10 protein-coding genes are annotated in these 12,483 nt (G+C 73.0%); 2 read left to right on the forward strand and 8 right to left on the reverse strand.

Annotation, left to right across the window (positions count from 1 at the left end; genetic code table 11):
• Positions 1-35 precede the first annotated feature (35 nt).
• Complete coding sequence (locus tag ACWGJ2_RS02885; protein ID WP_453344141.1) at positions 36-266, reverse strand: hypothetical protein; 231 nt, start codon at positions 264-266, stop codon at positions 36-38.
• A gap of 231 nt (positions 267-497) precedes the next feature.
• On the opposite strand from ACWGJ2_RS02885, the gene ACWGJ2_RS02890 reads away from it, so the two are divergent.
• On the forward strand, positions 498-1,334 hold the full coding sequence (locus tag ACWGJ2_RS02890) for an SAM-dependent methyltransferase (protein WP_453344142.1): 837 nt from the start codon (positions 498-500) through the stop codon (positions 1,332-1,334).
• 42 nt (positions 1,335-1,376) lie between these two features.
• Here ACWGJ2_RS02890 and ACWGJ2_RS02895 read toward each other — a convergent pair whose 3' ends face one another.
• The 4 genes from ACWGJ2_RS02895 to ACWGJ2_RS02910 all read right to left on the reverse strand — a co-directional run bounded on the left by ACWGJ2_RS02895 (position 1,377) and on the right by ACWGJ2_RS02910 (position 6,053).
• Positions 1,377-3,449 carry an iron ABC transporter permease gene (locus ACWGJ2_RS02895; protein WP_453344143.1) on the reverse strand — a complete coding sequence of 691 codons (2,073 nt, stop codon included), beginning with the start codon at positions 3,447-3,449 and terminating at the stop codon, positions 1,377-1,379.
• 4 nt (positions 3,450-3,453) lie between these two features.
• Entirely contained in the window at positions 3,454-4,431 is a 978-nt protein-coding gene (locus tag ACWGJ2_RS02900; RefSeq protein ID WP_453344144.1) for an iron-siderophore ABC transporter substrate-binding protein, read from the reverse strand.
• Complete coding sequence (locus ACWGJ2_RS02905; RefSeq protein WP_453344145.1) at positions 4,428-5,288, reverse strand: ABC transporter ATP-binding protein; 861 nt, start codon at positions 5,286-5,288, stop codon at positions 4,428-4,430. The genes ACWGJ2_RS02900 and ACWGJ2_RS02905 overlap by 4 nt, the downstream gene beginning before the upstream one ends.
• Positions 5,289-5,612: 324 nt before the next feature.
• Positions 5,613-6,053, reverse strand: a complete 441-nt coding sequence (locus ACWGJ2_RS02910; protein WP_453344146.1) for a hypothetical protein — start codon at positions 6,051-6,053, stop codon at positions 5,613-5,615.
• Between the two features lie 319 nt (positions 6,054-6,372).
• Here ACWGJ2_RS02910 and ACWGJ2_RS02915 point away from each other — a divergent pair, with 319 nt between their 5' ends.
• Complete coding sequence (locus tag ACWGJ2_RS02915) at positions 6,373-8,655, forward strand: prolyl oligopeptidase family serine peptidase (RefSeq protein WP_453344147.1); 2,283 nt, start codon at positions 6,373-6,375, stop codon at positions 8,653-8,655.
• A gap of 138 nt (positions 8,656-8,793) precedes the next feature.
• On the opposite strand, the gene ACWGJ2_RS02920 is transcribed toward ACWGJ2_RS02915, so the two are convergent.
• From ACWGJ2_RS02920 to ACWGJ2_RS02930, 3 genes are all read right to left on the reverse strand, one after another.
• A complete protein-coding gene (locus ACWGJ2_RS02920) occupies positions 8,794-10,125 on the reverse strand; it encodes an MFS transporter (RefSeq protein WP_453344148.1) in 1,332 nt (443 codons plus the stop codon).
• A gap of 46 nt (positions 10,126-10,171) precedes the next feature.
• Entirely contained in the window at positions 10,172-11,122 is a 951-nt protein-coding gene (locus ACWGJ2_RS02925; protein ID WP_453344149.1) for a catechol 2,3-dioxygenase, read from the reverse strand.
• Between the two features lie 142 nt (positions 11,123-11,264).
• Positions 11,265-12,467 (reverse strand): 4-oxalomesaconate tautomerase, encoded by a 1,203-nt coding sequence (locus ACWGJ2_RS02930; protein WP_453344150.1) that lies wholly within the window; start codon positions 12,465-12,467, stop codon positions 11,265-11,267.
• Between the last annotated feature and the right edge of the window lie 16 nt (positions 12,468-12,483).

Consider the following 12,483-nt stretch of genomic DNA (forward strand, 5'->3'; position numbering starts at 1 on the left):
GCGACACCTGGTCCGCCGCGTCGCGCAGCATCGCGTCAGGCGCAGCTCATCCAGCCGATGTCGCGGACCTCGATCTCGCCGTCAAGAACGGCGTACTGCAACCAGGAGAAGGGCCCGAACGCCTCGCGGACCTCCATGCCGATGATCTCCCGCACGTCGGGGAAGCTGCGCGGGGCGCTCTGCGCCTGCCCCAGCAGCTCCAGCACCTCCATGCGGGCCTCCTCGTCCGGCAGGGCGGCCATCACCTGGACCGCCGGCTCGTCCATCACAACCCCGTGCATGCGTTACCCCCGTGTCGGTCGGTCGTCCCGGGTGTGACCGTACGAGGGAGAAGACGTTTCCGCGCCCCCTGTGGATGACTCGGCACGCCTCTGTAGCGAGACCGTCGAACGCGGCGGGTGTCCCCTCCCACGGGTGACGCGCGTCCCCGCCCGCGCTACTGGCCCGCGCGTGACGGCTGTGGTCGACTGTTCCAGCCGACTGGTCAGGAGGATGATGTGCAGAGCGCTTCGGATTCGACGCCGCCCCAGATCGACGCGAGCGTGCCGCACTCGGCGCGGATCTTCAACTGGTGGCTGGGAGGCAAGGACAACTACGCGGTCGACCAGATGGCCGGGGCGCGGGTCCTCCAGACCTTCCCCGGCATGGCCGACCTGGCGCTCGCCGGACGGCAGTTCCTCGGCCGGACGGTGCGTCATCTCGCCGAGGAGGAGGGCATCCGGCAGTTCCTGGACATCGGGACCGGACTGCCGACGGCCGACAACACCCACGAGGTCGCCCAGCGCAGTGCCCCCGACTCCCGCATCGTGTACGTCGACAACGACCCCTTGGTCCTCCAGCAGGCACACGCGCTGCTCACCAGCACCTCCGAGGGCGCGTGCGCGTACATCGACGCGGACGTGCACGAGCCGGAGCGGATCCTGCGGCTCGCGGAGCGGACGCTGGACCTGGAACGGCCGGTCGCCGTGGTGCTCATGGGCATCCTGGCCCACGTCCAGGAGTACGAGGAGGCCCGCTCCATCGTGCGCCGTCTGATGGAGCCGCTGCCGCCCGGCAGTTTCCTCGTGGTCCGGGACGGCACGGACACCGACCCGGACTACGCGGCGGCCCTGGAGTGGTACAACGCCAACAGCGGCGGCGTCCCGTACATCCTGCGCGGACACGAGGAGATCGAGGGCTTCTTCGACGGCCTGGAACTGCTGCCGCCCGGCCTCGTCTCCTGCCCGCTCTGGCGCCCGGAGGCCGCGGAACCCGGCACGCGGGGGACGGGAGAGACGGAGGGAGCGGAGGAGCCCGCCGTACTGGGCGGCGTCGGCCGCAAGCCACTCCCCTGAGGACGCTCCGTACCCTCGGCCTGCTGTCAGCCCGCCTTCGGCCTACCGTCGGCTCCGCATGAGCAGATAGAGGAAGTAGGGGGTGCCCACGACGGCCGTCATCAGGCCCGCGCCGAGCTGGGCCGGGGCGATGACCGTGCGGCCGAGCAGGTCGGCGACGCCGACGAGCGCCGCGCCCAGCAGCATCGCCACCGGCACGGTGCGCACGTGCCGCCGCCCCACCAGGGCGCGTGCCGCGTGCGGGGCCACGAGGCCGACGAAGCCGATCGTGCCCGCCGCTGCGACGGCCGTCGCGCTGAGCAGCACGCTCAGCACGAGGAAGCCGAGCCGCCCCCGGGCCAGGCGCAGGCCCAGCAGCCTGGGCGTGTCCTCGTCGAGCGAGACGAGGTCGAGTTCCCCGCGCCGTACGGCCGCCACGGCGGTGCCCGCGACCAGCACGAGCGCGAGGGGCACGAGGTCGGGCAGCCCGCGCCCGTAGGTCGAACCCGACAGCCAGGTGAGGGCCTTCGTCGCGTTGAACGGGTCGGTGAGGACGATGAACAGGCTGATGAGCGCCGTCGTCCCGGCCGACACGCCGACGCCGACGAGGACGAGCCGGTTCTGCTGGAACCCGCCCCGCGCGGCGAGCCCGAAGACGAGGGCCGCGGTGAGCGCGGCTCCGGCGAAGGCCGCGCCCGCCACGCCCCAGGACCCGGCGGCCGGGAGCGTGGTGACGACGAGGACGGCGCCGAGCGCGGCGCCGCCGGAGACGCCGAGGACGCCGGGCTCCGCGAGGGGGTTGCGGGTGACGGCCTGCACCAGGGTGCCCGCCAGGGCGAGTGCCGCGCCCGCGAGGAGCGCGGCGAGCACGCGCGGTACCCGGGTGTCGAGGACGAAGGCGATGCTCTGGGCCGCCCGTCCCTGCGCCCAGTTGGCGACGTCGCCGAGCAGGAGCTTGGTGTCGCCCAGCAGCACGGCGGCGACGGTCACGCCCACGAACACGACGGCGAGCGCGGCCACGGTCGCCAGGAACGCGGCCCTGCTCGGGATGCGCAGCCGGTCGGGCGTCGCCGCGCCGCCGGTGTCCCGGACCCGTACCGCCATCACGACGAGGAAGACGGCGCCGACCACGCTGGTGACGACTCCCGTGGGCACCGCCACGGCGGTCTCCGCTGTGAGGACAGCGCGCAGGAGGACGTCGGAGCCGAGCACGAGCGCGGCGCCCGCGAGTCCGGCGACAGGGACGTTCACCCGTGACCGGGCGAACGCCCGGTGCCGGCGGCCGAGGGGACGCAGGAGCGCCGGGGCGCACAGTCCGACGAACCCGATGGGTCCGGCGAGGGTCACGGCAGCGGCGGAGAGCAGCGCGGCGAGCACGACGACCGTGACGCGGGTCGCCCTGACCGGGACGCCGAGCCCGCGTGCCGCGTCGTCCCCCAGCGCGAGGGCGTCGAGGCGGCGCGCGAAGAGCAGCAGTCCGACGAGTCCGAGCAGCGCTATGGGCGCCATGCCGGTCACGCCGTCGAACCCGTTCTGGCCGATGCTGCCCTGGTTCCACTGGTAGAGGCCCTCGGTCCGCTCGGGGAACAGCAGGAGCAGCGCCTGGGTGAGGGAGCCTGTGCCCAGCGCGAGGGCGCTTCCGGCGAGGACGAGCCGGACGGATCCGGAGCCGGTGCCGGGGCCTGACAGTCCGAGGACGACTGCGGCGGCGGCGAGCCCTCCGGCGAACGCGACGCCGGAGGAGGCGAGGAAGGGCACCGAGATCCCGGTGGCGGCGAGCAGCCCGAGGGCCAGGTACGAGCCCGCGTTCACGGCGAGGGTGTCGGGCGCGGCGAGCACGTTGCGGCTCACGGCCTGGAGCGCGGCGCCCGCCATGCCGAGGCAGACGCCGACGAGGATTCCGGCGGCCATCCTCGGCAGGCGCGAGGCGATGACGACGGACGCGTCGCCCGGGTCCGCGTGCCCGGTGAGCGCCTTGCCCACCTCGGCGGCTCCGACGGAGGCTGTGCCCTGGGTGATGTCGAGGACGGCGAGGCCCGCGACCAGGAGCGCGAGCGCGGCCGTCACCGCGACCGCGCCCGCCGTGGACGCGGCCGTGGAGGTACGGGGGACGGAGGTGGTTGCGGTGACGGCCACGGCGTTACTTCGTCAGCGCGTCGACGACGGCGTCGGCGTAGGCTCCCATCGACCCGGGGCCGCCGAACATCCAGATGCCCCCGGGCAGCTTGTGCACGTTCCCTTCCTTCACGAAGGGCAGCGACTTCCAGACCTTGTTGTCGGCCAGTTCGTCGCCGAAGGGGTCGCGGCTGCCGTCGTCACCGGCGATGTAGGCGAACTGGACGTCGTCGCCGAGTCCGGTGAGCCCTTCGACGTCGGTGGTGGCGAGCCCGTAGCTCTTGTCGCCCTTGTTCTTCCAGGGGTTCTTGAGGCCGAGGTCCTCGTTGACGGCGCCGATGAGGGAGCCGCTGGTGTAGGGGCGGATGGAGACCTGGTTGGAGGCGACGTAGCCGTCGGCGAAGGCCAGTTCCGTCCCGTCGAGCCCGGCCTTCTCCAGCTTCTCGCGGCCCGCGGCGATCTTCTCGTCGAACTCCTTCTTGACGGCGTCGGCGCGCTTCTCCTTGCCGGTGGCCTCGGCGATGAGGTCGAGGTTCTCCTTCATCTGCCCGACCTGGTCGGAGGCGTCGGCCGAGCGCACCTCCAGGACCGGGGCGATCTTCCGGAGCTGCTTGACGGCGGAGGCGGTGAGGTCGGTGGTCGCGACGATCAGGTCGGGCGAGAGGGAGGCGACCGTGTCCATGCTGGGCTCGCCGCGCGTGCCGATGTCCTTCGGGGAGTTCTTCAGCGGGACCGACGTGTTCCACGTCTTGTAGCCCTTGACGTCGGCGACGCCGACGGGCTCGACGCCGAGGGAGGCGAGGTTCTCGACGACGTTCCACTCGGTGCCGACGACCTTCTTCGCGGGGCCGTCGAGGGTCACCTTCTTGCCGGAAGCGTCGGTGAGCGAGATCTTGTCGGCGGCGGAGTCCGCGCCGTCGGCGGCGGGTTCGGTGGTGCCGCAGCCGGCCAGGACGAGCACCGCGGCGGTGGCGGTGGTCGTGGTGAGGAGAAGGCGTCTCATGGGGTGGTGCTCAGCCTTTCGCTTCGCGTGTGGTGGCGGCCGATCGCGCGAGTTCGCAGTTGGCCGGTCAGGGGGTCGGTGTCGACGTCGACGCGGATGCCGTAGGTGCCGGTCAGCCGCTCCGGGGTCAGCACGTCGGCGGGCGCGCCGTCGGCGGTGATCCGTCCGTCGTGGAGCAGGGCGACCCGGTCGGCGACGGCCGCCGCCTGGTCGAGGTCGTGCAGGACGACGCCGACGGCGATGCCGTGGTCATCGGCCAGGTCGCGGATCAGGTCGAGAAGTTCGACCTGATAGCGCAGGTCGAGGTAGGTGGTGGGCTCGTCGAGGAGGAGCACGCCGGTCTCCTGGGCGAGGCAGCTCGCCAGCCATACGCGCTGGAGCTGGCCGCCGGAGAGGTATTCGGCGCCACGCGCGGCCAGCTCGGTGACGCCGGTCATCTCCAGCGCGCGGTCCACGGCGGCCCTGCCGCCGGGGTCGGGCCTGCCCCAGCGGCCCCGGTACGGGTAGCGGCCGAAGTCGACCAGGTCCCGGACGGTGAGACCGCTCGGGGTGGGGCGGCCCTGGGTGAGCAGCGCGACGTGCCGCGCGAACTCGCGGGAGCTGAGGGCAAGGCCGTCGGTCTCCGTGTCGAGCGTGAGGGTGCCGGCGCGGGCGGCCTGCAACCGTGCGAGCGTGCGCAGGAGCGTCGACTTCCCGCTGCCGTTCGGGCCCACGAGCGCGGTGACCTCGCCCGGCCTGAGCGCGAGCGCCGCCTCGTGCACGACGTCGACGCCGTCGTACGCCACGGTCACACCTTCGGCTGCCAGTGCGCGCCCACGCGAACGGGGAGCGGCGGCAGCATGATCACCAGCCCTCATGGTGGGTTAGCTTAGCCTAACCTTAACGTTGCGGATCCGGGTGGTCCGGTTCGCCGAGTGCGCCGTCATATCCCGTCCGGCCGGGGACGCGCTGATTCCGGGGTGTGGGGTGTGGGGTGCGGGGTGCGGTGGCCGCCCCGGCGCCGTGGGGCGGGCCGGAAAGGATGACCCAGTGAATCTCCGTCGCGCCTCTGTCGCGGTGCCGCCGGCACTGGCGGCGGCGTTCGCCTTCACGGGGCAGGCATGCGCCGATACAGGTGGGTGGCGGGACGGGTCTCAGGCGGGCGGGGGCGTCGGAGTACGTGCCGCCTTCCACGCCGGGATTCAGTCGATCGATCCCCAGGCACGGTACGGCCGTTGGGGCTCGGGGGTGTGCTGGGCCGCGGTGGGTGTGCGGCGGCTGCGGGAGCGGTGCCCGAGGAGGCTGGTGAGGCCGGTCACGAGCCCCACCAGGAACGGGAGGGCGAGCACGCCTGCCATCACCAGCATGCCGATGCCGCTCCCCTTCTCCCCGTCCCGCAGGGCGCCGACGCCCGCGACGGTGAAGATGGTGACGAACGTGAGCGGAGGCAGCAGCCACGGCCACCAGTTGGGCTCGGGAGTGCCCCGGAGAGCCGCGTACCAGTAGCGGGCACACCACCAGGCGACCACGAAGGCCGAGAGCGCGACGGCCGCGAAGCCGGTCATGGGCAGCGGGCGGTCGGTGGTGTGCGCGGCCACGACGGAGAACACCACCCCCAGAAAGGCCATGAAGGGGGTCAGCATCCCTCCGGCCACGAGGCGGTGACGGCGTGAGCCACTGAGGGCATTCGACGGTATGAACATGACCACGCACTCTAAAGCGCGGTCCGCCCCGGCCGATCATGCCGGTCGGGCGCCGTCACCTCACCCGACTGGCTCGGTGAACGAGAGAGTGCGGCGATGCGCGCATAGCGTGGGGACGCCGGATACGTCCCCTCACATGGAGGTCGTCATGCAGGAACTGCCTGGTCTCGGACTTCTGATTCTCACCCTGCTCTCGGATGAGGTGCTCACCGTGCCGCAATGGCGCCTGGAGCTTGCCGCGGGCGACAACGACTGACCGATGGCATCGACCCACACACCATATGCGGCGGGCCCCCCGATCGCGGGCGGCCCGCCGCATCGGCACGTCTCCCCCGCTCCCCCTGCCTCCCCCGACTATCCCGCCGCCACCCGCACTCAGGTCGCCGACGAGCTGCACGGCCGACGTGTGCCCGACCCGTACCGGTGGCTGGAGGACGACGAGGGCGCGGACTGCGAGCAGTGGCTGGCCCGGCAGGACGAGCTGTTCACGTCGCACGCCCCGGCCTGGCACACGCGCGGATACTTCCGTGCCGCGCTGGAGGAGTTGCAGGGGCTGGGCGGGGCGCTCGTGCCCGTGGCGACGCCGCCCCTTTTCCGCGGGCGGCGCCGGTTCTTCCTGCACCGCGAGGCGAGCGCTCAGCTTCCGCGGCTGCTGGTGGCGGACGGCACCGAGGACGGGGCCTGGGAGGGCGCCGGGGACGACGCCGAGTACGGAGCCGACGCACGGATCCTCGTCGATCCCATGACGGTCGACCCGGACGGGCCGACGTTCCTCGCGGCATGGCGTCCGTCATGGACCGGCCGGCTGCTGGCCTGCCAGCTCACCCGCCGGGGCAGCGACAGCCCCGAACTGCGGGTGCTGGACGTGGACACCGGCCGGGTCGTCGATGGTCCGCTGCACCCGGAGCGCGTCACACCGGTGGCGTGGCTGTCCGACGACAGTGGCTTCTACTACGTCGCACGGGCCCCCGGCGCGGGAACCGGAACCGGAGCCGCCACGCGCTGCGTGCGTCTGCACCGGATCGGCGCAGAGCCCGCCACCGACCCGGTCGTCTTCGACACCGTGCACCCGCATCTGTCGGTGTCCCTCGGCGCCGACGGACGGTGGCTGACCGTCAGCACCGCGCCCGGCGCGCAGGCGGGCAACGACCTGTACCTGGCCGACCTGGCCGACCTGACGGATCCGGCCGATCCCGCAGCGCCCGGCCTCCGGCTGATCCACCAGGGCGCGGAGGACGGCAGCGGCGCGCTGGTGAAGTCCGGGCCGCGCGGGCTGCTCTACGCGGTCACCGACGCCGACGCGCCGCGCGGCCGGGTGTGCGCCGTCGACCCCTCGCGTCCCCAGCGCGAGGAGTGGTCCACCCTGATCACGCCCGGGCCGGACGCGCTGCTGACCTCGTGCACCGCGCTCACCACCGGCCAGGACAGCGGCGAGGTGCGGCTGCTGGTGGGGACGATCCGCCGGGGCGCCGCGCGCCTGGCGCTGCACGACCTCACAGGGCGCAAGCTGTCCGACGTGCCCACCCCCGGCACGGGCCCGGGCACGATCAGCAACCTCAGCACACCGCCGCGCTGCGCCGACCAGGCGTGGTTCACCTACACCGACTTCGTCACCCCGCCGACGGTCCACCGCTACAGCGTCCGGCAGGGCCGCTGCTTCCCCGAGCCGCCCGCGCCCGCCACGCCCGCCCTGCCGACGTCCGCCGTCGCGACGCCGGACACGCCGACGCAGGCGCCGGAGGTGCGGCAGATCACCTACCGTTCCGACGACGGCACCGAGGTGGACATGTACGTGATCATGCCGCCCGGGCAGGCCGACGAGCCACGGCCCACGATCCTCACCGCGTACGGCGGTTTCGGCGCGCTCGCGGCCCCCGCCTACTCACCGGCCATCATGGCCTGGGTGCGGGCCGGTGGCCGGTACGCGATCGCCGGTGTGCGGGGCGGCGGCGAGCACGGCACCGAGTGGCACGCGGCCGGCAGCGGTCTGCGCAAGCCCACGTGCTTCGCCGACTTCGCCGCCGCGGCCCGCCACCTCGTCCGGGAGCGGTTCACCAGTCCGGAGCGGCTGGCCATCAAGGGCGCCTCGCACGCGGGCCTGACCGTCGCCGCCGCCTTGACCAGCGACCCCGGTCTGTACGCTGCGGCCGTCTGCTCCGACGCACCCACCGACATGGTCCGCTACCCCCGGTTCGGCCTCGGCCCCCTGTGGGCACCGGAGTTCGGCGTCCCTGACCGGCCCGGTGACCTGGACGTGCTGCTGAGCTACTCGCCCTACCACCGCGTCGAGCCCGGCACCCGCTACCCGGCCGTCCTCCTCACAGGTGGCCGGACCGACCCCCGCGTCGGCGCCGCACACCTCCGCAAGTTCACCGCGGCGCTCCAGCACGCCACGGCCTCGTCCCGGCCGGTCCTGCTGCGCACCGAAGCCGATGTCGGCCACGGCCAGCGCACCGCATCGCGCTGGGCCGACCTGACCGCCGACACCCTCGCCTTCTGCGCCGCGCACACCGGCCTGACACCGGCCATGACGCAGGCATGACGCAGGCGCCCAGGGCGGAGAACGCGAGGGCGACGATCCGCGGCGTCTTCCTCTCGCGGGTCACCTCGGCGGCGGACCTGATGGGGTGACACACCGTCGCCCCACCGGCACACATGCACCCGTCGGCCCGTCGACCCGTCAGCCGGTGGCGGACAGCGCTTCCTTGCCCGTGCCGCCCGCGCTGATGCGACGGGCCGTCAGCGCGGTGAGGGCGATGAAGGCGGTGGAGAGCAGTGCGGCGAGGGCGAAGGCCGTGAACCCCCAGCCCTCCGCTTTGCTCGCGACGAGCTGACCGCCGAGCCACGGTCCGAAGACGGCACCGAAGCGGCCCATCCCGGACGTCCAGCCCACGGCCGTCGCGCGGGCATCGGCCGTCGAGCGCCCGGCGACGGCCGCGTAGATCATGGCCTGGGCGCTGAAGAGGAACAGTCCGGTGAGGAAGACGAGCGCATAGGTGAGGGCGAGCGGCATGTGGACGCCGAGGGTGTAGACGCCGACGGCGGTGAGCGCGAACCAGACGGCCGCGACCCGAGGGGCGCCGAAGCGGTCGGAGAAGCGGCCCGCGACGAGCATGCCCACGATGCCGCCGAGATTGATGAGGACGACGAAGGTGAGCGAGGAGCCCAGCTCGTAGCCCTGGCCCCGCATCATCGTGGGCAGCCAGGTGCTGACGCCGTAGACGAGCAGCAGGCCGCCGAAGGAGGCGAGCCAGAACAGCAGGGTCTGAGCCCACAGGCCGCCCCGGAACAGTGCCGCCAGCGCGCTCCAGCGCTCGGCCGCCGCCGGGCGCTCCGTCTCGGCCGCGGGGAGCGGCACGTCGTAGCGCAGGGCCAGCTCGCGGGCCTCGGCGGCGCGGCCCTTCGCCAGCAGGAAGCTCGGCGACTCCGGGAGGAACCTGGCGACCAGCGGCACCGCGATGACCAGCGGGGCGACACCCACCCAGAAGGCGGCGCGCCAGCCGAGCGGCTCCACGATCCACAGGGCGAGGAAGGCGGAGAGGATGCCGCCCGCCTGGTGCGCGGTCATCAGCAGGCCGACGGTGAGGTTGCCGCGGCCCTTGGGCGCGTACTCGGAGACCATCGTGATCGCGGTGGGCAGCAGCCCGCCGAGACCGACGCCCGCGATGAAGCGGCCCAGGCCGAAGACGGTGACGCCGGGCGCGATCGCGCACACCCCGGATGCCAGCGAGAAGACCGCGGTGCTGACGAGGATCATCTTCTTGCGCCCTACCCAGTCGGTGACCGTGCCCGCGCACAGGGCGCCCAGCAGCATGCCGAAGGTGGCGTAGCTGCCGATGGTGCCCGCCGCGCCCGCTTCGAGGCCGAGGGCCTTCTGCTCCAGCATGTGCGGCAGCACGGAGCCGTAGATGAACATGTCGAGGCCGTCGAAGAGCACGACCATCCAGCACAGGCCGATCACGAGGGTGGTCAGCCGTGCGCCGCGGGCCGGTGGAGCGGGTGAGGAGGACATCGTTGTTTCCTCTCGTCCGGAGGGTGTCAGGTCGGTTCGGCCCAGGTCAGGACACGGGCGGTGTGCCGTGGGTGTGGAAGGACTCGATGGTCTTCAGGCCCCACGCCTGCCCCTTCGCCCGCTCGGTCTCGGTCCAGGTGATCAGCGGCCAGTCGGGGGCCAGCACCAGGCGGGTGAGCGGGTTGCACAGCTCGACGCGGTTGCCGCCGGGCTCGTAGACGTAGAGGAAGAACGTCTGCTGGATGGCGTGCTTGTGCGGTCCCGTCTCGATGAACACGTCGTTGTCGAGACATAGGTCGGCGGCGCGCAGGATGTCCTCGCGGGTGTCGGTGGCGAACGCGATGTGGTGCAGCCGTCCGCGCGAGCCCGTCCAGTCCGAGGTGTAGACGAGGTCGTACGACTTGTTGGTGAACGTCAGCCACTGCGCGGCGAGTTCGCCGGTGTCGAGGACGATCTGCTCGGTGGGGCGTGCCCCGAGCACCTCGCGGACGAAGGTGGCGTTGGCGGCCACGTCGGACCCGAGGAAGTTGACGTGGTCCAGCCTGCGCACCCCCACACCCTGGACGGGCTTGGCCTGGGGCTGGTTCTTGAGGCCGGGGCGCAGCTCGTCCGGTGCCTCGTACCACTCGCTCTCCCAGTACAGGGCGAGTTCGTGCCCGTCGGGGTCGCTGGACACGTACACCGGGCCCAGGCCCGGCTCGTCCTCCGCCCAGCGGCCCTCGCGCCCCGCGCGCTCCAGCTCCGCCACCCTCCGCCGCAGTGCCTCCTCGCTGGAGGTGCGCAGCGCCGTGCGGCGGACACCGGAGGTGGAGTGGGCCGTGAGGACGAGGCTGTGGTGCTCGTAGTCGTCGAAGGTGCGCAGGTAGACGGAGTCGCCGGAGCGGCCGTTCTCGGTGAGGCCGAGTATGCGGGTGAAGAAGCCGACACTGCCGTCCAGATCGGGGGTGAGCAGTTCGACGTGGCCGAGGTGGGCGATGTCTCCGAGGGGCGGGGTCATGGCGGGCTCCTTGAGGGGGTGCGGGTGTGGCGCTGGAGGGGACGCGGGTACGGGTGATGGCCCCACGGCGGGCCGGGGGTGCGATGTGCGGGACGGTGCGCGGGGCGGGTGCGCGTCAGGCGGGGTGCGTCGGGGGTGTGCGTCAGGCGCGCGGGGCGTCGGCCGTCGTCGGCGCGGGGGCGGCGGGCCGGGCGAAGACCGTGCCGTCGAAGATCTTCCGGGCGGTGCGCACCACACCGGTGCGGCGGACCCGTGCGGTGCCGTCGGCACCGTCGGCGCCGGTCCCGGCCTCCACCTCGGCCTCGACGTCGAGGAACCCCGTGGGGTGCTCGACCCGCACCCGGCTCCCCTCGTCGGGGAGTTGGGCGATGCCCTCTCCGACGCTGCCGGGAACACGCAGCCCGGCCGCGACGCTCGCGGCACCGAGCACGCCGATGGAGGTGTGGCAGCGCACCGGGATGAAGGTGCGGGTCATGACCGCGCCGCCGGACTCGGGCGGGGCCAGCAGGCTGAGCTTGGGCACGGTGGTGTCCGACACGTCGCCGAGCCCCATCAGGGGGCCCGCCGCGAGCCGGATCGCCCGGAGCCGGCCGGCGAGCCCTTCGTCCTTCTCCAGTTCGGCGGGGCTCTCGTAGCCCGAGATCCCCAGCGCGGAGGCCGCGATCAGGACGGTGGGCATGCCGTTGTCCACGCAGGTCACGGGCGTGCCGTCGAGGGTGTCGCGGGCGTTCCCCGTGGGCAGCAGCGGACCGGCGCCCTCCGGGAACTCGATCATCACAGGGGCCGCGCTCCCCGGCACCCCGGAGATCTCGGCGGAGCCCGCGTAGGCGACACGTCCGCCGGGCGTGGAGAAGGTGGCGGTGGCGAGGTCGCCGGTGTTGAGCATACGGATGCGTACGGAGGTGTCGCCGTCCGACGGGGTGACCAGTCCGCGTTCGACGGCGAAGGGGCCGACGCCCGCGAGCAGGTTCCCGCAGTTCTGGCGGTCCGTCACCTCGGCGGTGTCCACCCCGACCTGGAGGAAGAGGTAGTCCACGTCGGCTTTGGTGTCGCCCTCGGCCGAGGGTGACACCACGGCGACCTTGCTGGTGAGGGGGTGTGCGCCGCCCAGGCCGTCGATCTGGCGGGGGTCGGGGCTGCCCATGACGCGCAGCAGCAGTTCGTCGCGCGCGGAGGGGTCGTCCGGCAGGTCTCCGGCGAGGAAGTAGGCGCCCTTGGAGGTGCCGCCGCGCATCAGCAGGCAGCGCACCTCCTCGACCTCGGCGGCTCCGGTGGCTGCCCCGGCGACCGCGGGTGCCGGTGCCGGTGTGTGTGCGGGGTGCGCGGGCGCGTGGGCTCGTGTCATCGCTGGTATCTCCTTG

This window comes from Streptomyces sp. NPDC054796, assembly GCF_053611545.1.